Genomic DNA, 22869 nt, shown 5'->3' on the forward strand with positions numbered 1-22869 from the left:
AACCCTAAACAAGATCGCCCATCAGTAATTTGGGCAAATCGCCGCTTTCGCCGCGCGCTTCAGCCATGAACTGGTCCTTCAACGGCGGCATGCGCTGGATGATACCAATGCCAAAACGCCGGATCGCGGAGGACGTGTCTCCTGGCAATCCAAAAAGCCGCGTCAATATATCAGTGGCCGCAGACATCATCAGATTATCGAGCCCCCGCCAGCGATCATAACGTGCCAATATCTGTGCATCGGCGAGATCAAGGCCAGTTCTTGCGCCATCCACTACACATTCGGTCAGTGCCGCCACATCGCGCAGGCCAAGATTGAGCCCTTGCCCGGCAATCGGATGAATCCCGTGCCCGGCATCGCCGACAAGAGCGAGCCGCTCCGATGTCAAACTTGCGCTATGATGAAAACCGAGCGGATAGGTTATGCGGTCAGATAGCAATTCCATCTGGCCAAGAAACCCGCCGGTTTTCTTCATCAATTCCGCATGGAAGGCCCGTGCATTGATCTTGGCCAGCGCGGGCCCATCTTTGCGCGCCACCGTCCAGACAATAGCGGACCGATGCCGTCCTCGATCATCGTCACCCATCGGCAGAACCGCAAACGGTCCTGCAGGATAGAATATCTCATAGGCTGTATTCCCATGCGGCTGCTCATGCGTGACGGAACAGACAATCGCGCTATGGTCATATTGCCATTTCGCCATCACGATACCCGCCGCATCGCGAACCGCACTCCCTCTGCCATCGGCAGCGATCAGCAAAGGCGCACCAAATTGCTCTCCGCTCTCTAAAGTCACGGAAACCTGATGGTCACCATAATCCACCTGCTGCACATGTTTTGGCATGTGCAGGTTGATCAGGTCATGGGACTGAGCCGCGTCAAATAGCACCTGTTGAAGCAACGCATTTTCGATCATCACCCCTAGCGGGCCGTCATTTTCGTCAGGCTTAAAGTCAAGCTTTCCAGGTTTTAGGCCGTCATTGATGAGAATACGATCGATATTGCAACCATGCGGCTCCAGCTTTTCGGACAGTCCAATCGCCTCAAACATGTTCCAGCTCGCGCTGTTTATCGATGACACCCGGCCATCACTTTTTGGATCTCGCAAATCAACAGGTTCGGCGCGATCAATGACCGTGACCCGCAGCCCATGTTCGGCAAGGGTCAGCGCCTGCGTAAGGCCAATCAGACCAGCGCCCAATATGACAATATCGCCTTCGTTTCCAAAATTGGTCATGAACGAGCCTCTATCTTGCGGTTCTGTGATCACAAGATAGGCTTCACGTGGGCGAAAGGAAAGCATGTTCGACCAAAGAATAGACAACAAACTTGTCGGCAAAACTTGACGCGGAGTCACCGATTCGCGCAAAGGAAAGGATAGTTAATATGGGTTCGGGCTTTTGCCCGGAAACAAACGGGTACCGAGAGTAGATTATGGCGGGAAAAGCAAAAGAAGCCAATTGGCGCGAAGTTATGCGGGTTAGCCTGCTGCGCAGTGGGGCACTGATTGGCGCAGTGGCGCTTGGTATTTTGACTGCCTTCCTGATACTTGCGCTGTGGAGTTATTCACCCAGCGATCCTTCCCTGAACACCGCAGCGGGCAGTGTGGAACATAATTGGATGGGTGCCTTTGGTTCTTACAGCTCTGACCTGCTTCTATCGATGCTCGGCGCGCCGGTGGTTGTGCTTCTGCCGCTTCTATTGGTTTTTGCCAATCGCTTGTGGCGCGACATTCCGCAAACAGACTGGAAAAAACAGCTGCTATGGTGCCTGATCGCGGCCTTTCTGATCGGCACTGGCTTGTCGCTTTGGTTTCCTGACAGCCAAGTTAATCTGCCATCGGGATGGGGTGGGCTTGCCGGGATGCTCTCTGCCAAGGGCATCAGTGCTGTTTTGAATGCCATTTCAACAAGCTGGAGCGGCATCATATCTGGCGTATTAACGGCAATCACCGTCACCGGCGGGCTGGTGCTCGGCTATTTCAGCCTGCGGCTCGACAAACCACTCTTCTCGATGCCGCAACTCAAATTGCCGCGACTCGGATCGAGTGAAGAAGATAGTGGTCTCGTCATCGAGCCTGACAATAATGCTGCTGCAAAACCAAAGAAAGCGCCGGCACCTCGTAAAGAGGTCAAGCCGGATAACCGTCCGCCACCGGAAATTAGTGACCGTGCCTTGCCCCCGAAAAAAGCCAGCCTGTCCAGCGGTAAACAGGGTGATTTCTTTGGCCCCTACTCCCTTCCGTCAATTGATTTGCTGACTCCGCGACCGGAAGAAGCCAACAACGTAATTGATAAGGCAGGTTTGGAGCGTAACGCACGCCTGCTGGAGTCCGTGCTTGACGATTTTCACGTTAAAGGCACGATCAATGCGGTGCGCCCGGGGCCGGTGGTTACCATGTACGAGCTGGAACCCGCACCGGGCATCAAGGCCAGCCGGGTGATTCAACTTGCCGAAGATATTGCGCGAAATATGTCGGCGCTTTCCGCCCGTGTTGCTGCGATACCAGGTCGTACGGTGATGGGCATTGAACTGCCCAATGCGCAGCGCGAGTCCGTGGTTTTGCACGAAATGATCGGCAGCGACAGTTTCCAAGATCAAACCGGGCAGCTTCCAATCATACTCGGCAAGAATATCTCCGGTGATCCAGTGATTGCCGATCTCGCGCCGATGCCGCATCTGCTGATCGCTGGTACCACCGGTTCCGGTAAGTCAGTTGGCTTGAACTGTATGATTGTATCGCTGCTCTACCGATTGACCCCGGACCAGTGCAAGATGATCATGATCGATCCTAAGATGCTCGAATTGAGTACCTATGATGATATCCCGCACCTTCTGTCTCCGGTTGTAACCGAGCCCGCCAAGGCGGTTCGGGCACTCAAATGGGCGGTCGAGCAAATGGAAGAACGTTATCGGATGATGTCGTCTATCTCGGTACGTAATCTTGCCAACTATAATGAGAAGGTAAAGGCAGCCAAAGCCAAGGGCGAGCCGCTGGGTCGAAAGGTTCAAACAGGTTATGACCCTGAAACCTCGCGCCCTATTTATGAGGAAGAGCAGCTGGACTACGAAGTGCTGCCTCAGATCGTGATCATTGTTGACGAGCTTGCCGACCTGATGATGACCGCAGGCAAAGAGGTCGAATTCCTCATCCAGCGCCTTGCGCAAAAGGCGCGCGCAGCCGGTATCCATTTGATCATGGCCACCCAGCGCCCGTCGGTTGACGTTATTACAGGCGTAATCAAGGCGAACTTGCCCACGCGAATAAGTTTCCACGTCACGTCAAAAATTGATTCCCGTACCATCCTTGGCGAACAAGGCGCAGAACAGCTACTCGGCAAGGGTGACATGCTGTACATGCCAGGCGGCAAGCAGCTGACCCGCGTCCATGGCCCGTTTGTTTCCGATGACGAGGTACGTCTCATAGCGGATCATTGGCGCGCCCAGGGTTCGCCTGAGTATATTCAGGCGGTGACCGAGGAACCCGAAGATGGCAGCTATGCTCTGGACGGTGCAGACTTGTCGGACAGCAAGGAAGACCGGCAATATGCTCAGGCTTGCCAGATTGTCTTTGAAAGCCAGAAAGTATCGACGAGCTGGCTCCAACGACAGCTCAGAATTGGCTATAACACAGCAGCGCGGATCATCGACCGGATGGAAGATGACCAGTTTATCAGCCCGCCCAACCATATTGGCCGCCGCGAAGTGCTGCGCGATCAAAATGGTGAAGTGATCTAAGAAGCCGCAATTCAGGTCATGTTCAATCGCTCTGCGCTAGTTATCGGGAAAATTTTTCAGGAGTTTTCAATATGTTGAGATTTGCTTTTCTGCTCGCCGCTGCGCCTTTGGCACTGACGGCCAGCATTCCGGCAACGGCCCAACAAAGCCCTGCGGATGATATTAATGCGATCTCCGCACACTTGCGCGCAATGACCACCATGACTGCCAGTTTCACGCAGACCGACCGCAGTGGACAACTTTTACCAGGAAAACTGACGTTAAAGCAGCCTGGCCGGATACGTTTTCAATATGGCAAGGAAGCCAATTTGCTGATTGTTGGCGATGGCAAAGCGCTGACGATGATCGATTATGACGTGAATCAGGTTCAGCGCTGGCCGATCAGGAATAGTCCCTTGGGCGCGCTGCTTAATCCCGAACGCGACTTGTCGAAATATGGAAAAATCATCCCGACTCGCAATCCGGATGTGCTGAGCGTCGAAGTTCGGGACCCGAAACGCCCGGAATATGGCGTGATTACCATGGTTTTCACTAAGATAGCGGGCGCGCCTGCAGGTTTGCGGCTTGATGGCTGGGTATCGCTCGATTCGAAGAACAATCGGACTTCAATCCGGCTTTCTGATCAAAAATTTGGGGTTCCAGTGGCCAAAAACGCTTTCAAATGGAGCGATCCGCGAAGAAAACGCCGTGGCAGACGATGAACGGAGGCGCGGCTTCGACAAGCGGAAGCGCTGACAGGTTTCGTTCATCTAAGCGACAGAAACGCGGTTCTATAAGGGTTACAGGATGAGATGAGGCGATCAGGTTTTCCCCCTGTTACCTGATTATACAAACTTCGGACCATCCTATGCGTGACGAACGCGAGTTAGCCCTCACCTCCTAAATGCCCCCGGAGGTGAGGGTTTTTCGTCTTTAAACCATCAAAAAATATAGGATTTTGCGTGGCTTTTGGCTTGGCTTTTTTTCGCTATCATGGCTAGGAGTTTAGCGATGAGTGATAGTCTGAAAGTCGTTAGCTGGAATATTAACAGCGTCCGTGCTCGAATCGAAATTGTCGAGCGATTTTTGAAGGAAGAAGCGCCGGATGTGCTCTGCCTGCAGGAAACGAAGGTTCGCGATGACCAGTTTCCTGAAGGGGCGTTCCGGCAATTAGGCTATAATCATCTCGTATTGAACGGACAGCCAATGCATCATGGCGTTGCGATGATCAGCCGCGTTCCGCTCCATAAAGACGAACGCTTTGACTGGCAGGCCAATGGCGAAGCCCGCCATGTCGGCGCCCGGCTGGAAAACGGTATACGCATTGAGAATGTCTATATTCCGGCCGGCGGAGAGATTCCGGACCGGGACCAAAACCCTAAATTCGGTCAAAAACTGGATTTCTATCAGCGCATGACAGACTGGTCAGCCGCTTTGGAAACACCAACTATATTGCTGGGTGACTTTAATGTGGCGCCGCTCGAGTCTGATGTCTGGAGCCATAAACAGCTCATCAACGTGGTTAGCCACACACAAGTCGAGATCGATATCATGGCCAAATTGCAGGCCGCGCATGACTGGGTCGATATTGGCCGTAAGTTTATTCCCGATCCTGAACGTCTGTACACATGGTGGAGCTATCGTGCTCGCGACTGGCGTGAATCGGACAAAGGGCGGCGACTGGATCATGTCTGGGTCAGCCCGGAACTGGAAAGCAAAGCCGTGAGTCATGTTGTTCATGAGGACGCTCGCGGTTGGACCAAGCCATCGGATCACGCCCCGCTGATCACGGAATTCAAATTTTGAATGACGGCGCCAGTCGCCCTTGACTCCAAAGCTGCGCGGCGCGCAGCAAGAGCAATTGATGCTTTGCGGCGCGGTTGGCCGATAGCGATTGAATCAGATGGTGGGGCATTAAACCTGCTGCCTGTCGAAACGACCGATCTGGATCAGCATCTGTCTGCGCAGTCGCAAATCAGACTTCTCATATCGTCTAGCCGTGCGGATACGTTGAAACTGTTAAACCAGCGCGCCTCCGCCGACCCGGCATTACCGGTTCAGATTAATCTGGCTGGACCTGTTAATTCCGCAGAGATTATCGCGATTGTTGATCCGGTACTGGATATGCGACATCCGATGAAAGGACCCTTTCGGAGCGAGGAACTGGGTCATCCGGAAGCCGCCAAGGCGGCGATGGAACTGGCGCGACATGGGGGATTGCTTCCGGCATTCCTGATCATCGACGAGCCGGCAGAAGACCGACTACAAACCGAGGATGTTGCAGCTTATGCCGATTCCAACGCGTTGGTCATTAGTGCTCATGCGAAGTTACCGGTCGCCGCCAATACAAATGCGCATATATACGGGTTTCGCAGCGAAGCGGACTCCACCGATCACATTGCGCTGGTCGTCGGGGAACGCGATGACACCACTCCGGTCGTGCGGTTACACAGCGAATGCCTGACCGGTGATGTCCTGGGCAGCCTAAAATGCGACTGTGGCCCACAGCTTCATGCCGCCCTCGCCCAGATGAGCGAGGCAAACTGGGGCGTATTGCTTTATCTGCGACAAGAGGGTCGCGGGATCGGGCTGATCAATAAACTGCGCGCCTACGCCTTGCAGGATCAAGGATTTGACACAGTTGACGCCAATCAGCGGCTTGGTTTTGCTATTGATGCACGGGATTTCTCCATAGCGGCGCAGATGCTGCAACGGCTTGGTATCGGCAAGATCAAATTGATGACCAACAATCCGGAAAAGGTTGAAGGACTAGAAGGCTGCGGCATTGCCGTTGCTGACCGCCTGCCGGTCAAGATTACCGCCAATCCGCACAATGAATTCTATCTCGACACCAAGAGGGACCGCACGGGTCACAAGCTTTGAGTATATTGCGGGTTGATGCGAATGCGCGGACACTCAAATTTGAAGATCAGGTAATCCCCTGCACCATCGGTCGTTCCGGCTCTTGCCCGGCTGATCAGAAACGAGAAGGCGATGGCTACACGCCGCGGGGCAAATGGCCGATCCGAACTGTCCTGTTCCGTCCCGGCCGCAGTACGCCCCATTGCCGGTTGAAACTACCCTGGCGATGGATCGGTGCGCAAGATGGCTGGTCAGATGATCCGTCTGATCCATCCTACAACCAGCCTGTATCTTTGCCACATCCGTTTAGCACCGAAACCCTGATCCGCGAGGATCCGCTATATGATATCATCATCACTCTGGGTCACAATGATGACCCCCCGGTTTCAGACAAGGGCAGTGCGATTTTCTTCCATATCTGCTATGAGAACAGAGCTACCGAAGGCTGCGTGGCAATCACACGCTCAGATATGGATGCCCTGCTTCCAAAACTGGAACCCGGCGATGTGATGGAAATTGTCTGATTAAACCACGATACCGGCTAAATGAGATAACGCCTGGATATTTTGAGCCAGATCAATGCCAGAACTGGTCAGTAAAGCAATAATCCCTCCCTGTCGAAACGGGGATCAACGGGAGAAGTGCCATGAAAACGATATTATTGCACGTGTTTGAAGACAGCGGCTTTGACTCGCGATTGCAGGTCGCTCTGGATATCGCCCGCAGTCACGCCGCGCATCTGACCTGCGTACAGCCAACCACCCAGTTTGCACCGATGTCATTTGGACCGCTGGGTGGCGATTTCGTAACTGGTATCAATTTTGAAGATATGGACGCCGCAGAGAGGGCACATCGTGAGCGTGTCGAAATGCGGCTGAAGGAAGAAGATGTGTCCTGGGACTGGCAAACCGGCCTTGGTGACCCGGCAACCTTATTGACCGAACGTAGCCGCCTAGCCGATCTGGTGATTGTCAGCCAGTCCTATGGCAAGCGTAATGCGGGTGACGAACCGTTGCCGATTGCGGGAGATGTTGCCATCTACGGCCATTGCGCCATCTTGGTTGTGCCCACGGAGAAAACATCCTTTGACTGTCAGGCCCCAATAGTTGTGGGCTGGAACGGGTCAGCAGAAGCAGCCAAAGCCGTGCGCATGTCTCTGTCTATGCTCAATATGGCCAGTGACGTCCATCTGGTGACCGTCGGTGACGATAGTGGCGACTTCCCGCATATTGCCGCGTCGACTTATCTTGCCCGGCATGGCGTTTCAACCGTGCTCCATGAGCTCAAAGGCAAGGGCAATGAAGCCTCTGACATTATTGCAGATTTCGCGGTTGAAAAAAATGCCGCAGCTCTGGTCATGGGCGCTTATGGCCATAGCCGCTTGCGCGAAACGCTTTTCGGAGGTGTGACCAAGCACTTGCTTAATGACACAAGAATCCCCTTGCTAATGGGGCATTGACCGACTTTCCGATTAGTTTTTTGTCGCTGAGTTTATTCAGTTTCGACAGAGAGTAACCTGAACATTTCCGTGCCTTCTCGGCGAGTAACACTGGTTACCGGAAGGGTTTACTCGTCGAGACCATCACCATCTTGCTGCATTTGCTTGCGCGAGCAAAAGCCGTGACAACCTTTGACACAATCATCCCGATCATCGCCTTCGCGGTCCAGCGGGACATTGATTGTTCTGGTCACACCATCTGCTCCGCATACCGAGAGGCTCATCATGCCACTGGCAGGAGCAAGCGGAGTAACCGCCAACATTGCAACAGCAAGAATGGAAAGAGGAAGAGCGCCGAAAGGTCTATGCTTTTTCATCATGATCATCCGCTTCATTATCATCGCTTTTGCCAATACCCGATGGTGCTTCGTCATCAATCAACACCCGTTGTGCCGCGCCGTCCAGATCATCAAACTGGCCGTTGCGCATCGCCCAGAAGAAAAACGCCAGTCCCGCCAATCCCATGAGCAGGGCGACAGGGATCAGAATCGCCAACCCGCTCATTTCGCTGCACCATTGAGTCGCAAGGCGTTGCCAACCACGATCAAAGAAGAGAGCGACATTGCTATTGCGGCAATCAGGGGTGTCACCATCCCGGTCAGAGCCAGCGGAACTGCTAAAATATTATAACCTATGGCCAGTGCAAAATTCTGCCGGACGATCTGCATTGTCCGCTGTGCGGTTTGAACAGCAAGCGCAACCGGCAGGAAGGAATCGCTCGTAAACACTGCGTCGGCAGCCTGTTGCCCGACATCACTGGCGGAACCAGGCGCAATCGACACATGTGCCGCGGCTAAAGCTGGGCCATCATTTAATCCGTCACCGACCATTAGGACCTTGTGACCGTCACTACTCAGCTGCGAAATCGCATGCAGCTTATCTTGCGGACTGGCACCAGCCTGCGCATCCAGACCAATCGCATTCGAAATTTTGGCAACCGATGCCGCATTGTCACCCGAGATGATTGTGGCCGACAGACCGAGCCGGCTGAGCCGGTCAATCGCTTCCATGGTGTCGGGGCGAATATCATCCTGTAATTCCATGGCGAGATGATCCTCACCGACAGTCAGTTGGCAGGACAGATGATCCGCTGACTTTACCGGTTTGCCCAGCGCCACATTGACCGTGCCCCATGACGCCGCCATACCTTTCCCTGCTATTTCCTCTACATTGTCCAATGTTGCAGGTGTTATATTCTCGGCGACCAAGGCAGCGCGTATACCTTTACTGACGGGGTGGCTGCTGGCCTGTGCCAGCGCCAACGCGACCTGTTTTTGCGATATGGTCAGATGATCAACATCTAGCGGTACCGGACGCCCCAAAGTCAGAGTTCCGGTTTTGTCAAACAAAGCAACATCTGCCTCGGCGAGCCGTTCCAGCGCACTGCCATCCTTGATCATTACGCCTTTGCGCAAGAGAGCGCCCGATGCCACAACCTGCGCAGCCGGAACCGCCAAGCCCAGGGCACAAGGACAGGTGATGATCAGCACCGCGACTGAAATCAGCAAAGATTGATGCCAGCCAACACCGGCAAACATCCAGAAAATAAAAGCCAGTAGTGCCAGACTATGCACAGCCGGTGCATAGAAACGCGCGGCCTTGTCCGCGACGCGCACATAAAAGGATCTTTGCTGCCCAGCTTCATCCATCAACCGCGCAATATCGGAGAGGCTGGTATCTTCACCGGCAGCAGTTATGCGCACTGTCACCGGCGCGGACAGGTTCAACGTACCGGCCAGTACGATATCACCGGCGACTTTCGGCTGCGGTTCGCTTTCGCCAGTCATCAGAGAAAGATCGAAATTGCTGGTACCATCTTCAATTATTCCGTCGGCCGCCAGATTGTCGCCAGCTGCGACAACCATGCGCATCTTGGGGCGCAACTCCTTCGCCATCACCCATTCTGTTGTACCGTCCTCCTGCAAGATCATGGCGCCAGGGGCGGTTTGTTTGAGCAAGGCCGAAATCCCCTCACGGGCCCGGTCCCGCATCATCCCATCCAGCACCCGCCCGGCAAGCAGGAAGAAGATCAGCATGACGACACTCTCGAAATAAGCGTGGGCGCCGCTGGTCATCGTTTCAAAAACGCTAAGTCCCGTCGCCAGAATAATGCCAACGGTAATCGGCACATCCATATTGGTCCGGCCGTAACGCAGAGCCATGAAAGCGGAACTGAAAAACGGTCGTCCGGAATAGAGGATGACCGGTATCGCGATCAGCGCCGATATCCAGTGAAACAGATCACGGGTTGCGCCCATTGCACCGGACCAGACACTGACGGACAACAGCATGATGTTCATCATACCGAACCCGGCGACCGCAAGCGCGCGGATCAACCGATCCGTCCCTCCCTTTTCCTCTGCCAATGGATTATCGGCCAATATTTGCGCATCAAAGCCGAGCTTCTCGATCTGCTCCTTGATCCGATCCTCGCCAATATCGGGAAGATGGGACACCGCGACTTGTTTGGTCGAAAAATTGACGCGGGCCGAGAGGATGTCATGTTCGACCGCCAAGCCATTTTCGATCTTGGAAATACAACCGGCACAGCGGATGGCAGGTACAGCAAATCGCGAAACGACATGGTCCACGCTGTCGGCCTTGACGGCGGAAAGATCGGTAACCGCGTTCAAAGGACTTCCTGTGCGAGAGCCATCTTATTGCCGCGATGATTTATCGTGATCCGAAGCTTCCAGCGGCCTTCGGGCAACTCGTCACGACTGACATAGGTCCCCGCACCATTCTCAACAAAGTGCAAAAGAACCGGATCAGCGCGTCCCACCGGGTGTTCCGCTATGGCCGTGATTTCAGCGTCTTCCAGCGCGCTATCATTGGCACTCAGCACTGTCATGGTCAGTTTGTCCTGTACACGAATGAGCCGTGATGTTTTCCAGCCATATGCCTGCTGTTTGCGGGCCTCTTCCAGCCATAGATTATATTTTTGGCTGGCCACATAGCTGTTGTCGACCACAGTGCCGCCAAATGTCGAGACCGCAAAACGGGCCATCACCATATTGACCGAGACCACCACAGCAAAAAAGGTAACTATCATTGCAGTGGCATGATAGCCGGTGAATCTCTTGGGGTTTTCTGATTCGGGTTTCATTCGTCGGCCTCCGGGCGCTCAAAAAAGACGTCATGCGTATCTTGTGCTGTTCGGTCGTCTTTGGCCCGGACAGTAAGCGTAAATTCTTCCCTTGCAGGCCCCTCCCCTGGAGCTGCAACGAACAATCTTACCCTGCCTACGCTATCAGCCGGAACCTCGACCATGATGGTCTGATCGGCCGTTTCCCGTGATCCTTGGTTGGACCATAGCACAGCTTGCGCCAATCCCGACATCGAAATCTCCATCGTCCGCGGCCGGTTTTCCATATTGCGCAGATTGGCAGTATAAGCGTTGCGGACGCCGCCATCGGCAAGCTGGACATAGAGCGGATTGCGGTCGTGGTTGGCGCTGATATCGATACGTGCGCGATTACCGACGGCAAATAGCATCGCTAGGCCTATTGCACCCCAAACCGAGAAATAGAGGAGAGTTCGCGGACGAAGCAACGTTTTCAAAACGGGAGTATGCTGCTGTCCTGCCTTTTCCAGTTCGGCGTCTTCGGCGGTTACATAATCGATCAGACCTCGCGGCCGACCGACCTGATCCATGACCTTGTCACAAGCATCAATACACAAGGCGCAGGTGATACAACCGATTTGCGGCCCTTCGCGAATATCAATGCCAGTTGGGCAGACCGCAACACATTGGTTGCAGTCTATGCAGTCTCCAAAACTGCCGGGCTGGGCTTCGGCTTTCTTGACGCTGCCACGCGGCTCTCCGCGCCAGTCCTTATAGGTTACCGTCAGCGACTTTTCGTCCATCATTGCGGCCTGAATCCGCGGCCACGGGCACATGTAAATGCAGACCTGTTCGCGCATGAAACCACCAAAGATAAATGTCGTCGCGGTCAGCACACCGACCGTGGCATAGGCAACAAAAGCCGCTTCACCGGTGAAAAAGTCCCGTGCCAGAGTCGGGGCATCGGCAAAATAGAATATCCATGCGCCGCCGGTGGCCATCGCGACCAGTAGCCAGACCGTCCATTTGCCAAACCGTTTGGCGATTTTCTTTGGACCCCATGGTGCATCCTGCAAACGGAATTGGGCATTGCGATCACCGTCGATCGCGCGTTCAATATGCTGGAACAGATCGGTCCACACGGTTTGCGGACAGGAATAGCCGCACCATGCCCGGCCGACAGCAGAAGTGACCAGAAACAGTCCGATTCCAGCCATCACCAACATTCCGGCGACATAGTAAAATTCATGTGGCCAGATTTCGATACCAAACATGTAGAACCGACGGTTCGCCAGATCGACCAGTACCGCCTGATCTGGAGCATAGGGTCCGCGGTCCCAACGGATCCATGGAGTGACGTAATAGATGCCCAGCGTCACCGCCATGATCACCCATTTCAGCCGCCGGAATGTTCCGTCGACAGCCTTGGGATAGACGCCTTTACGCTTCTCGTAGAGCTTCAGCTCTGGATCGAGTATCTCGTCAGGATTGCTCATCTTCCGGAGTCTCCGTTACGGCTTCTTCTGAAGCGACTTCCTGCTCCACCGGTGCGTCTTCTCCGCCGCCCAGCGAATGAACATAGGCGGTCAGCATCCGGATCGTGGACGCATCGAGCCGGTGGCCCCAGCGTGGCATCACACCATTGCGGCTATTGGTGATTGTGTCATTGATCGACGCGCGATCTAGACCATAGAGATTGATTGCATCGGTCAAATCAGGCGCACCTTGTGTCCGGTCGCCCTTGGCATCGCTGCCATGACAGACCGCACAATTGGTTCCGAAAAGTCCCGCACCGCGGGTGGCCGACCCGCTTTGCTTCTCCCGGCCACTGATCACGCGGACGTAGGACACGAGGTCCTCTATCTCGTTCGCCTGCAATATCCCGTCACGACCAAAGGCCGGCATCAGGGAAAACCGGGTTTCGGGATGATCAGGATTTCGAATGCCATGAACCAGCGTATATTCGATGGCCGCCATGTCTCCGCCCCAAAGCCATTCATCATCATTCAGATTGGGATAACCTTTGGAGCCTGCGGCGCCTGAACCATGACATTGAACACAATGTACCTTGAAGGCCGAGCGTCCGCCTTGAATAGCATTGTTGAGCAGTTCGGGGTTATTGGGCAGCTTATGGATATCGGTGTTGACCAACGCTTGCCGGATCGGCTCCAGTTCTGTCTCCCGCATCGCCACGGCTTTTTCATAGTCGCCGCGACTGGACCAGCCCAAAACACCTTCTGTGGCGCTGTTGACCATTGGCCATGCGGGATAGAGCACCACATAGATCAACGCCCAGAAGATGGTTGCATAGAGCGTCCACAGCCACCAGCGCGGCATCGGTGTGTCGAGTTCCTCGATACCGTCCCATTCATGGCCAACCGTCTTGGTGCCAGTTGCCTCGTCTACTCTCTGTTTATCAACCATCGTCGTGATCCTCTTCAAAGATCATATGCGCTGCTTCATCATGTTTTCGTTTTGATCCGGGCCGGAAGGTCCAGCCGATCATTGTCAGAAATATCATGCCGAGAAACAACAGGCCCCAGCTATCCGCAAAATGCCTTAGGTCTTCATAGTTCATCGCGGCTCCTCTTGCGCTTCAGCCGCTTCGAAATCGACCAATGTGCCGATCATCTGCAAATAGGCCACCAGCGCATCCATTTCAGTCAACCGGTCGGGATCCCCATCAAAGTCTCGTACCTGCGCCTTGGGATAGCGCTCGACCAGATCCGTGGTCACCGCTTCAGGATCGGCTTGCGCCTTAAGGTCTTCATTGGCGGCGGCTATGGCTTCGGCAGAATAAGGCACGCCCACGCGCCGCTGGGCCGTGAGATGCTTGACCATATCGCCCGCATTCAAATCCTTCTCCGCCAGAAAGGCATAGGGCGGCATGATGGATTCCGGCACCACCGACCGTGGGTCGATCAGGTGCTGGACATGCCATTCGTCGGAATAGCGCCCACCAACCCGCGCCAGATCGGGACCGGTTCTCTTGGAACCCCATTGGAAAGGATGATCATACATGCTTTCTGCAGCGAGGCTGTAATGACCATAGCGCTCCACTTCATCGCGGAACGGCCGCACCATCTGGCTATGACAGCTGTAGCAGCCTTCCCGGATATATATGTTACGCCCAGCGAGTTCGAGTGGCGTATAAGGCCGCATCCCCTCCACTTTTTCGATGGTGTTGTCGATCCAGAATAGTGGCGCAATCTCGACAATCCCGCCGATCGCAACGGTAACAAAGGCGGCCACGCTGAGCAGGGTGACATTGCGTTCAAGTTTCTTATGCTTTTGAGCAAAACCGGACATATTCTTGCCTCCCTTATTCAGCAGGCGCGACGGCGGGTTTGCCCACAATCGGCTTGTCGAGTGCCTCGTTATGAGGCGTTTCGGTCATGGGTTTTTCATCGCGCTGTCTGCCAGCGATCGTCATCCAGACATTGTAGACCAGCACAATGGCACCAGCGAGATAGAGCAATCCACCAGTCGCGCGAATGAGATACATGGGCAGCATTGCGGTTACGACTTCGGAAAAAGCGTAAACGAGATAGCCATCGTCCCCATATTCGCGCCACATCAGGCCCTGCATGATGCCAGCAACCCACATGGATGCGGCGTAGAGCACGATACCCAGCGTCGCGAGCCAGAAGTGCCAGTTCACCATGCGCAGCGAATATAACCGTTGCTTGCCCCACAGGCGCGGGACGAGATAATAGAGGCAGGCAAAGGTGATCATACCGTTCCAGCCGAGCGCACCGCTATGCACATGACCAACCGTCCAGTCAGTATAGTGCGACAGGCTATTCACAGCCTTGATCGACATCATCGGCCCTTCAAAGGTGCTCATTCCGTAAAAGGCGAGTGCCAGAACCATCATCCGGATAATCGGATCAGTGCGGATTTTATCCCATGCCCCGTTCAGTGTCATCAGGCCGTTGATCATACCGCCCCAGCTCGGCATCCAAAGCACGACCGAAAAGACCATGCCCAGCGTCTGTGCCCAGTCGGGTAGTGCTGTATAGTGCAGATGGTGCGGACCGGCCCAGATGTAGAGAAAGATCAAAGACCAGAAGTGGATGATCGACAGACGATAGCTGTAAACCGGACGCTCTGCCTGTTTCGGTACAAAATAGTACATCATGGCAAGGAAACCGGCTGTCAGGAAGAAGCCAACCGCGTTATGACCATACCACCACTGGGTCAGAGCATCCTGGACCCCGGCAAAAGCAGCATAGCTTTTCGAACCCAGCAAGCTGACCGGCATCGACAGCCCGTTGACAACATGTAGCATCGCAATGGTCAGAATGAAGGAAAGATAGAACCAGTTGGCGACATAGATATGCGGTTCCGACCGGCGCACAATGGTACCAATGAATACCGCTGCATAACAGAGCCAGACAATGGTCAACCACAGATCGACATACCATTCCGGCTCAGCATATTCCTTGGATTGTGTAACACCCATCAGATAACCGGTGGCGGCCAGCACAATGAACAGCTGATATCCCCAGAATACAAAACGGGCGAGGCCAGGGAAGGCCAACCTCGCCCTGCAAGTACGCTGCACGACGTAATAGCTCGTCGCGATCAGCGCGTTGCCTCCGAAAGCAAAAATAACTGCAGATGTGTGAAGCGGTCGCAAACGACCGAATGTGGTGAACTCATTATTGAGGTTAAGCACCGGAAACGCCAATTGCAGGGCGATAACAAGACCAACGGTCAAACCCGCAATTCCCCAGAAAATGGTCGCGATCACGCCCCAACGGATCGGATCGTCATCATAAATACCGGGATCAGTGGGAGCCTTTAATATGCCGCGTCCAATAGCACCATAATCGGCCTTGTTGATCGTCACCCAAAGGGTGATCCCTGCGGCCAAGGCGATAATCGCCATATGCACGGCAAAGCCAGCGTCAGCTGCCAAGACCATTGCGATGAATGCGATAAATACCACAGCCAGCCAGCCGCCAGCCTTCAATAAGAGCGTATCCATAATGTCCTTCCCTGTGTCGACAGTTGCAAAAACCGTCTTCAGCACAAAAGGGCATGGCAGGCCGCGTATCGATGCTCATTGATCTAGATCAACGAGCATCTCATCTCAGCGCAATGTCATGAATTCTATCGTTAAACTCTGATCTATTCCATCAACGCTTAGGCACCCGCGTCCGCAATATCCTGCAATCGGCCAGCATCCAGAATCTGGACATTGCGGTGATCTGGCAAAGCGATCACATCATTTTTCTTGAGTTGCGTCATTTGACGGCTGACCGTTTCAATGGTCAGGCCCAAAATATCCGCCACTTGCTGACGCCCGAATGGCAAAGCAAATAATTGAAGCTGACCGCCGACCACACTACAACTTGAATCAGCCAAGCGCTCCGACATTTCAAGCAGGAAAGAGGCGACCCGCTCGGCTGCTGTTTTCCGGCCCAGCAATAGCATCGACCGACGGACACGATCGAGTTCCGTTAAGGTGCGCTGCAACAGCTTGTGTTCAAGGTCAGGATGTTCGCGGACAAACTGGTCAAAATCAGCGCGTGAGAAAACACAGACTTTCGAATCCGCCAGAGCTGTGACTGTATATTCATTCTTGTCACCAAACGGGCGTCCGACAAAATCTGACGGGTAGAGCAAACCGATAATCTGCTCTCGACCATCTTCCAGCGACGAGGTTAGCTTGAAGGCCCCTTCCACAACATTCGCGACGATCAGGCTATCGTCGCCTTCCCAAATCAGGGCTTGTCCGGCCTTGATCGAAACTTTTCGGGATAGGCGATTAATCGCAATGAGTTCATCTGAGTCCAACGCCGAACAAATGGCTTTGTTTTTGACAACACATTGATCGCAATTGTTCATCATGAATCAGTAAACCTCGTCGAGTAATAGGGCACTTGCCCAGCCTTTTCCCCGCTTGTTACGACCGATATTGTCTATCAGTTCCGTCACCCCCGCCGGTGTGAACCTAATTGGTAATTTCTAGAATGGTACGTCGTCATCCAGGTCGCTGTCAAACGCGCCACCACCTTGACCGCCGGAAGACCCACCGCCAGTGTTGCCCCAGCCGTCATTGGAACCGCCGCCCGAGCCGCCACCTGAACCGCCGCCGCTCCAGCCATCATTGCCGCCGCCTTGGCCGCCCATGCCGCCGCCTTGGCGGGAATCGAGCATTTCCAGCTTGCCATCAAAACCCTGCAAGACAATCTCAGTCGAATAGCGGTCATTGCCGGACTGATCCTGCCATTTGCGGGTTTGTAACTTGCCTTCGATATAGACTTTGCTGCCCTTACGCAGATATTTTTCCGCAACGCCGGCCAGCCCTTCGGAGAAGATCGCGACGCTGTGCCACTCGGTCTTTTCTTTGCGCTCACCAGTATTGCGATCTTTCCAGCTTTCGGATGTCGCGATGCGCAGATTGCAGACTTTACCGCCGTTGTTAAACGTACGCACTTCAGGGTCGGCACCCAGGTTTCCTACGATAATTACTTTATTGATGCCGCCAGCCATTTGCATTTCCCCTTGGAATCTATGTGATGTTTTTCGAGTCTCTGGAGGCTCTATAGACCGAGGGCGATGGCCGTCCAATAGGTTATGCCCGCAGCGACATAAGCCAGTGCAAAAAGATAGCCGAGCATGAACATTGGCCATTTCCAGCTATTGGTTTCGCGGCGGGTCACGGCAATGGTCGAGATACATTGGGGCGCAAAGACGAACCACGCCAGAAAGGCAAGCGCGGTTGGCAGGGACCAGCGGCTTTGCAGACGCTCTGTCAGTGATTTGGTTTCGGCTTCCTCATTCGGCGCATCGATCGCATAGGTGGTCGCCAGAGCGGCTACCGCCACCTCGCGAGCCGCCATGGCCGGAATCAAGGCGAGTGCAATATCGCGATTAAAGCCGATGGGTGCGACAGCTGGTTCGATAACATTGGCGATCCGACCAGCCGCGGAATAATCCACCTGGCTCACTGGGCTATCAATCGGCACCTTGGGATAAGTCAGCATCAACCAAAGCACTACCGTAGCCGCAAAGATGATTGTTCCTGCCCGGCGCAGAAAAATCCATGCGCGCTGCCACAACCCCAGCAATATGTCGCGAATACGAGGTATCTGATATTTCGGCATCTCCATCAGGAAGCCGCTGTTCGGGCCTTTCGCAACTGTGCTGCGAAGAACCAGTGCGACGAGCATCGCGCCGATAATCCCGAATATGTAAAGACCAAATAAAACCAGACCTTGCAAGCCAACCCCGCCGCCCACGTCACGGGCCGGAATGAAAGCACCAATGATGATTGCATAAACCGGCAGCCGCGCAGCGCAGGTCATCAGTGGTGCGACCAATATGGTCGTCAATCGATCTTTCGGATCAGCAATACTGCGCGTTGCCATGATCCCGGGGATCGCACAGGCAAAGGATGACAACAGCGGGATGAAGCTGCGTCCGGACAGACCGACGCTGGCCATAAGCCGGTCCATGATAAAGGCCGCACGGGTCATATAGCCGCTTGCTTCAAGCATTAGGATGAACAGAAACAAGATCAATATTTGCGGCAGGAAGACGACGACTGAACCGACGCCGCCAATTGCGCCTTCAATAATAAAATCACGCAAAAAGCCGTCAGCCAGATTAGCCTCCACCGCGGCCGCGGCCCACTCGCTTGCACCTTCAATCCAACCGATGGGTGCTTCTGACCAAGCGAAGACAGCCTGAAACATCACAAACATAATCGCGAGCAGGATGATCGGACCCGCTATCGGATGTAAGAACAAGGTATCCGCACGCTCAGACCAACGTCGACCGGCAGTTTCAGCAACAACTGTTTGAGTGGCGATAATCTTGGCCTGTTTGCGCAATCCGTCATCATGTTCTTTGGAGACCACAATGTCCCGCTTATCTGATTTTTCCGCCAGCCGCTCATCGATAGCGGCGGACAATTCTTCAAGTCCACGGCGGCGGACGGCCACCGTGGGAATAACCGGCACTCCCAATGCGGCTTCCAGCTTTGCTGGATCCAGGGTCAATCCGTCCCGCTCTGCCAAATCCATCATATTGAGTGCAATCACGACCGGTTGGCCCAGCGCGATAATTTCGAGTGCGAAACGCAGGTGATTGTCGAGATTGGCGGCATCGAGCACAATAATCACCGCATCCGGTTTGCGCTCTCCCGGCTGCTCACCAAAGATAACGCCGCGGGTAACGGCCTCGTCTGGGCTGGTCGGATCAAGGCTGTAACTGCCAGGCAAGTCCACCAGCTCAACCGGGCGACCATTGGCCAATTGGAAATGACCGGATTTGCGTTCGACAGTAACACCTGGATAATTGGCGATTTTCTGGCGCGCGCCGGTCAGCGCGTTGAACAAGGCGCTTTTGCCCGCATTTGGGTTGCCCGCCAGGACAATTAGGGGCGCCGTTTCGCTCATGATCTAAGCAGGCAAAACCACCGATATTGCCGAAGCATGAGATTTACGAATAGCAATCATCATCCGGCCGACTTTCAAAGCGATGGGATCGTTGAAGCCAAACATACCTTTGTGCAGTTTTTCCACACTAACGCCCTCATCCAGGCCCAGAGCACGAAGCCGCGCGCCTTCATTATCGGACATAGCGGTCCAATCAATGGCCGAAATTTCAGCGCGTTGGCGCATCGCAAGGCGGTCTAGAGTCATCGCTAATGTGACGGGTGCGTTCATAGAGGGGCTCATCAATCTCAGTTGCGATTGATTATCAATATTGATTAGCTGTGGCGAGTCTTTTGTTCGTCAACGTCCCTGTTTCGCTCGTAAACCTGTCAGAGATCCGCGGACCGGCCCGACAACTCACACTCCTCGATAACGCAGCCGTCCAATGAAACGAGCCATGCTGAACCGATCGCCAGCAGGCCGAGTAATCTTGGCTTTCACCTTTTCAAACTGCATGACATTTTCAATGCGTCGATCAAGAAATGCCCTGGTTTCTGAATAGTCATCGCTTTCGTCATCAAGAAAGACACTGATCGTGCTGCCATAGACAGCAGATAGCAAGGTCCGCTTTGTATAATGATTATAGTCGGTTGCAGTATCCCCAGCGAGCCGCCACATCTTATCCGCGGCACGCCAGCCGAGCTTGGCTGCCATAGGAAGGTTGGGCGGTGCAGCAAGGATCGCGAGCGCTCGGCGCAATCCTTCGCGATCGGCTTCCAATAGCTCCAGTCGGGCCACTACCAGAGCCGTAATCCGTTCCCGGATTTTCATCGCACCCAATTCTTCATCGGAAAATCTCGCCGCCATGGCTTCGTCAACCGACTGAAACCAAGCGTCAATCATATCGACAGTGCCTGCGTTAAACGCCAGTTCCGCCATCTCGGCATCAACACCCGTCATCTCGGCAGCAGCGGCAACCGCCTTTTCATTCCAGCCATCAAAGGCCGCCTGCGAAGCTAACAGAGGCGCAAGATAAGCCCGCATCTCATCCAGCGTCGGGTCGTCTCGCAATGGTTTTCGCTTTTTTGGGTGCATGTCTTGTGTTCCTTGCGCCAACGGAGGCCAATAAATACGATATAGGCTGAAAGAAAAGATTTTCAAAGCACTGCATTGCAAAACACCACTGGCCTCAGTAGCTATTCATCAAGCAATTAAAAACGCGAAAGAGCAAATTTATGAGCACATTATTTGACCCCATCACCCTTGGTGCGATTGAAGCCCCCAACCGTATGTTGATGGCTCCGCTGACCCGGTGCCGTTCGACAATGGAGCATGTACCGACACCAATTATGGGCGAATACTATGCTCAGCGCGCTGGCGCCGGGCTTATCATTTCAGAGGCTACCGGGATCAGCCAACAAGGTCTTGGCACACCCTTCGCGCCTGGTATCTGGAACGATGAACAGACCGAAGCATGGAAGCCGGTTGTTGAGCAGGTTCACCAAGCGGGTGGGCGGATCATCTGCCAGCTCTGGCACATGGGCCGGATCGTGCACCCAGATTTTCTTGGCGGCGAAAAGCCGGTTTCTTCATCAGCTACCACCGCGCCGGGGAACGTCCGCACTTATCAGGGAAAGCGCGAATATGTCGAAGCGCGTCCACTGGAAGCGGATGAAATCCCCAGCTTGCTCGATGATTATACCAATGCTGCGGAAAACGCTAAAAAGGCAGGCTTTGATGGCGTACAATTGCATAGCGCAAATGGCTATCTGATCGATCAGTTCATCCGCTCAGGCACCAATTTCCGGACCGATCAATATGGCGGATCGATCGAAAACCGGATCCGACTGCTGGGCGAAGTTACGCAGCGACTGGTCGATGTCTGGGGCAGTGACCGGGTTTCCGTTCGGTTATCTCCCAATGGCGACTCACAGGGCGCGGATGACGCCACACCGATAGAAACCTTTACGGCAGCTGCCAAACTACTCGACAGCATTGGCATTGCATTTCTGGAACTGCGTGAACCACCAGCACATGGTACATATGGCAATACCGATGTACCGCCGGTCAGCCCGAATATCCGTCCAGTGTTCAGCAAGCCGCTCGTACTGAACAGCGACTATTTCTATGACAATGCGACAGAGACTTTAGCAAACGACAAAGCCGACGCAATCAGCTTTGGCCGGACTTTCATGACCAATCCCGATCTGCCAGAGCGCTTCCGAGCAGGTGCGGAACTGAACCCGATCGACTTTACGCCATCATGGTATAGTCAGAGTGCGGAAGGTTATGTGGATTATCCGACGATGGAACAGGCCAAAGCAACAGCCTGACACGAAAGCCTGCAAAAATCAGAACGAACTTTGAAGCCGCCGGAACATATCATGTACTGGCGGCTCCACGACTTCCTGATATTCCAGCCGCGCCGACAAGCGCTGTAGACGCTGGAAAAGCTCTTCGCTGGCGTCAATAATCTGGCGAGCCTCTTCCGGAAACAGCTCAACCATTGGACCATCACTAGCTGCGGCATAGCCAAGCTCTCGACTGTGGTGCCACGCTTCTCCGTCAGTCAGATCTTCACCATGAAGTGCGCGCTGATTCAGCAACCATGCAATACAATGCATCAAACGTGTTGTGACTTTCAGCGACTCGCAAGAAAATGAAACCGATAGTGTCGCTTCGTCCTGGCATTGCTCGCTGAACCGCCCCGACTCAAAATAGGACCGCGCCTCGTCCGCAAGCACCATCGCTTCGGTGTAGAGCGCATCCAGTAATTTGGGCGTAATCAATGCTTCGGTTTCAACCATCCCGCTCCTCTAGCAAGATTTTCGGGTGAAATGACAGTTAAATTTCGCACCTCACAGGGTTAATATGTCACCTGTTTCAATGTGATACGCCACAGATCAACCCGTTAATTGATGGATAGAAACGGTTAACGGGCTCAATCCGCCCGAAAGCTCTATAGTTAGGCGATAATATCCGGAATCAACTGGTTCTCGATCTGAATGATCCGGTCACGCAAATGCAATTTCCGTTTTTTTAAACGCGCAGCCCTCAGCTGATCATGGCCACCGGATTCCATCAAGGCCGTGATTGCGTCGTCCAGATCACGATGTTCAATCTTCAGCATTTCGAGCCGCTGCCGCAACTCCTGATCGCTTATCGCCATATTGGATCCATTCGCCCCTTGCATGCCTGCAATAAATTTGTAATCTTTACCCTATTCATGGATCATGTCGAAACCAAGACAATTATACCATGATGTTCGTCGGCAGCTTAATGGTAAGCGCACGATAGAATGAAAGGGACACCCGCAACCACTTTCAACCAACAAC

Annotated in this window: 24 protein-coding genes; 7 read left to right on the top strand and 17 right to left on the bottom strand. The window is 53.9% G+C overall.

The features are described from left to right. Positions 1-4: 4 nt before the first annotated feature. The gene (locus DG177_RS07525; protein ID WP_108812849.1) at positions 5-1237 is read right to left on the bottom strand and encodes an FAD-dependent oxidoreductase; all 1233 of its coding nucleotides are present in this window, start codon (positions 1235-1237) and stop codon (positions 5-7) included. A gap of 197 nt (positions 1238-1434) precedes the next feature. Here DG177_RS07525 and DG177_RS07530 point away from each other — a divergent pair, with 197 nt between their 5' ends. From DG177_RS07530 to DG177_RS07555, 6 genes are all read left to right on the top strand, one after another. Further along, entirely contained in the window at positions 1435-3738 is a 2304-nt protein-coding gene (locus DG177_RS07530; RefSeq protein WP_108810919.1) for a DNA translocase FtsK 4TM domain-containing protein, read from the top strand. Between the two features lie 71 nt (positions 3739-3809). Then, complete coding sequence (locus DG177_RS07535; RefSeq protein ID WP_108810920.1) at positions 3810-4439, top strand: outer-membrane lipoprotein carrier protein LolA; 630 nt, start codon at positions 3810-3812, stop codon at positions 4437-4439. 289 nt (positions 4440-4728) lie between these two features. Then, positions 4729-5523, top strand: a complete 795-nt coding sequence (gene xth, locus DG177_RS07540; protein WP_108810921.1) for an exodeoxyribonuclease III — start codon at positions 4729-4731, stop codon at positions 5521-5523. Continuing rightward, positions 5524-6600: a GTP cyclohydrolase II gene (gene ribA / locus DG177_RS07545; protein WP_108810922.1), complete on the top strand. Its 1077-nt coding sequence runs from the start codon at positions 5524-5526 to the stop codon at positions 6598-6600. Beyond that, positions 6597-7103: a L,D-transpeptidase family protein gene (locus DG177_RS07550; protein WP_108810923.1), complete on the top strand. Its 507-nt coding sequence runs from the start codon at positions 6597-6599 to the stop codon at positions 7101-7103. Before ribA ends, DG177_RS07550 begins: the two co-directional genes overlap by 4 nt. 122 nt (positions 7104-7225) lie before the next feature. Continuing rightward, a complete protein-coding gene (locus DG177_RS07555; protein WP_108810924.1) occupies positions 7226-8038 on the top strand; it encodes a universal stress protein in 813 nt (270 codons plus the stop codon). A gap of 107 nt (positions 8039-8145) precedes the next feature. On the opposite strand, the gene DG177_RS07560 is transcribed toward DG177_RS07555, so the two are convergent. The 14 genes from DG177_RS07560 to DG177_RS07625 form a co-directional block, all read right to left on the bottom strand. Beyond that, complete coding sequence (locus DG177_RS07560; protein WP_337658625.1) at positions 8146-8397, bottom strand: hypothetical protein; 252 nt, start codon at positions 8395-8397, stop codon at positions 8146-8148. Continuing rightward, positions 8381-8581, bottom strand: coding sequence for a cbb3-type cytochrome oxidase assembly protein CcoS (gene ccoS / locus DG177_RS07565; protein ID WP_108810926.1), 201 nt, complete (start codon positions 8579-8581; stop codon positions 8381-8383). Before ccoS ends, DG177_RS07560 begins: the two co-directional genes overlap by 17 nt. Further along, positions 8578-10710: a copper-translocating P-type ATPase gene (locus tag DG177_RS07570; protein ID WP_108810927.1), complete on the bottom strand. Its 2133-nt coding sequence runs from the start codon at positions 10708-10710 to the stop codon at positions 8578-8580. The genes ccoS and DG177_RS07570 overlap by 4 nt, the downstream gene beginning before the upstream one ends. Then, entirely contained in the window at positions 10707-11183 is a 477-nt protein-coding gene (locus DG177_RS07575; RefSeq protein WP_108810928.1) for a FixH family protein, read from the bottom strand. Before DG177_RS07575 ends, DG177_RS07570 begins: the two co-directional genes overlap by 4 nt. After that, entirely contained in the window at positions 11180-12637 is a 1458-nt protein-coding gene (gene ccoG / locus DG177_RS07580; protein WP_108810929.1) for a cytochrome c oxidase accessory protein CcoG, read from the bottom strand. The genes DG177_RS07575 and ccoG overlap by 4 nt, the downstream gene beginning before the upstream one ends. After that, positions 12624-13565 carry a cytochrome-c oxidase, cbb3-type subunit III gene (gene ccoP / locus DG177_RS07585; protein ID WP_108810930.1) on the bottom strand — a complete coding sequence of 314 codons (942 nt, stop codon included), beginning with the start codon at positions 13563-13565 and terminating at the stop codon, positions 12624-12626. The genes ccoG and ccoP overlap by 14 nt, the downstream gene beginning before the upstream one ends. Then, on the bottom strand, positions 13558-13719 hold the full coding sequence (locus tag DG177_RS07590; protein ID WP_108810931.1) for a CcoQ/FixQ family Cbb3-type cytochrome c oxidase assembly chaperone: 162 nt from the start codon (positions 13717-13719) through the stop codon (positions 13558-13560). The genes ccoP and DG177_RS07590 overlap by 8 nt, the downstream gene beginning before the upstream one ends. Then, a complete protein-coding gene (ccoO, locus tag DG177_RS07595) occupies positions 13716-14450 on the bottom strand; it encodes a cytochrome-c oxidase, cbb3-type subunit II (RefSeq protein ID WP_108810932.1) in 735 nt (244 codons plus the stop codon). The genes DG177_RS07590 and ccoO overlap by 4 nt, the downstream gene beginning before the upstream one ends. 13 nt (positions 14451-14463) lie before the next feature. Beyond that, positions 14464-16134 (bottom strand): cytochrome-c oxidase, cbb3-type subunit I, encoded by a 1671-nt coding sequence (ccoN, locus tag DG177_RS07600; protein ID WP_108810933.1) that lies wholly within the window; start codon positions 16132-16134, stop codon positions 14464-14466. Positions 16135-16292: 158 nt separating this feature from the next. Beyond that, positions 16293-17000 carry a Crp/Fnr family transcriptional regulator gene (locus tag DG177_RS07605; protein ID WP_337658626.1) on the bottom strand — a complete coding sequence of 236 codons (708 nt, stop codon included), beginning with the start codon at positions 16998-17000 and terminating at the stop codon, positions 16293-16295. A 117-nt stretch (positions 17001-17117) separates the two neighbouring features. Continuing rightward, entirely contained in the window at positions 17118-17645 is a 528-nt protein-coding gene (gene ssb, locus DG177_RS07610; protein ID WP_108810934.1) for a single-stranded DNA-binding protein, read from the bottom strand. Between the two features lie 50 nt (positions 17646-17695). Next, complete coding sequence (gene feoB, locus DG177_RS07615) at positions 17696-19555, bottom strand: FeoB small GTPase domain-containing protein (RefSeq protein ID WP_108810935.1); 1860 nt, start codon at positions 19553-19555, stop codon at positions 17696-17698. Between the two features lie 3 nt (positions 19556-19558). Further along, positions 19559-19825 carry a FeoA family protein gene (locus DG177_RS07620; protein ID WP_337658627.1) on the bottom strand — a complete coding sequence of 89 codons (267 nt, stop codon included), beginning with the start codon at positions 19823-19825 and terminating at the stop codon, positions 19559-19561. A 126-nt stretch (positions 19826-19951) separates the two neighbouring features. Continuing rightward, entirely contained in the window at positions 19952-20629 is a 678-nt protein-coding gene (locus DG177_RS07625; RefSeq protein WP_108810936.1) for a COQ9 family protein, read from the bottom strand. 140 nt (positions 20630-20769) lie between these two features. Between DG177_RS07625 and DG177_RS07630 the strand changes: the two genes are divergently transcribed. After that, a complete protein-coding gene (locus tag DG177_RS07630; RefSeq protein WP_108810937.1) occupies positions 20770-21867 on the top strand; it encodes an oxidoreductase in 1098 nt (365 codons plus the stop codon). 18 nt (positions 21868-21885) lie between these two features. On the opposite strand, the gene DG177_RS07635 is transcribed toward DG177_RS07630, so the two are convergent. Both DG177_RS07635 and DG177_RS07640 read right to left on the bottom strand, forming a co-directional pair. After that, positions 21886-22341, bottom strand: a complete 456-nt coding sequence (locus DG177_RS07635; RefSeq protein WP_108810938.1) for a DUF1465 family protein — start codon at positions 22339-22341, stop codon at positions 21886-21888. A gap of 158 nt (positions 22342-22499) precedes the next feature. Continuing rightward, a complete protein-coding gene (locus DG177_RS07640; RefSeq protein ID WP_443216409.1) occupies positions 22500-22703 on the bottom strand; it encodes a YdcH family protein in 204 nt (67 codons plus the stop codon). Between the last annotated feature and the right edge of the window lie 166 nt (positions 22704-22869).

The organism is Sphingorhabdus sp. Alg231-15 (assembly GCF_900149705.1).
GTDB lineage: Bacteria > Pseudomonadota > Alphaproteobacteria > Sphingomonadales > Sphingomonadaceae > Parasphingorhabdus.